The sequence below is a fragment of the Haloferax sp. Atlit-6N genome, assembly GCF_003383195.1.
Classification (GTDB): Archaea; Halobacteriota; Halobacteria; order Halobacteriales; family Haloferacaceae; genus Haloferax; species Haloferax gibbonsii.
The window spans coordinates 1-499 of the sequence record NZ_QEQJ01000218.1; the positions used below are offsets into that span (position 1 = coordinate 1).

Sequence of the window (499 nt, forward strand, 5' to 3'; positions counted from 1 at the left end):
GAACCCGAACTCCGTCTGCTAATTCGAGCGCCGCTCCTCCCGGGCGGCGAACGCCTCGGCGTCGGGTTCGACGTCGTCGTCGATCCGGGCGAATGAGTTGTGGATCTTGGCGTGACACCACCGACAGAGCGCGACCGTGATCTCGTGTGATGGTGACCCGTCGGAGTTGCCGCCATCGTCGCCCGCGGTACCGACGCTCCGGCCACGCGTGCTCGCGCTCTCACCGTAAGAGAGGTGATGTTCTTCCAAGAGCGGCCGAGAGCCGTCGTGCGCCATCCGCACCGATTCGAGGCCGCAGCGGACGCACTCGCGGCCGTCGGTCGTCGAGCGGTAGTGCGGACAGTCGCGGAACTCGCAGTCTTCGTCGGCGGCGACGCAGTCGTAGTCGACCGCACGGCGCGCGGCGGCGAATTCCGGGTCGTCACCGGCGCGGTCCAGCGCGAAGCGGCACCGGCCGTCGCTGGTGAGGTGATCGCAGACGCCCGCGTGCTCGTAGGGG

Annotated in this window: 1 protein-coding gene; it reads right to left on the minus strand. The window is 69.1% G+C overall.

The genetic code is table 11. The annotated features are described in order from the left end of the window. Window positions 1-18 precede the first annotated feature (18 nt). The coding region (locus DEQ92_RS22025; RefSeq protein WP_115821789.1) for a hypothetical protein at window positions 19-499 on the minus strand (481 nt) is incomplete at its 5' end.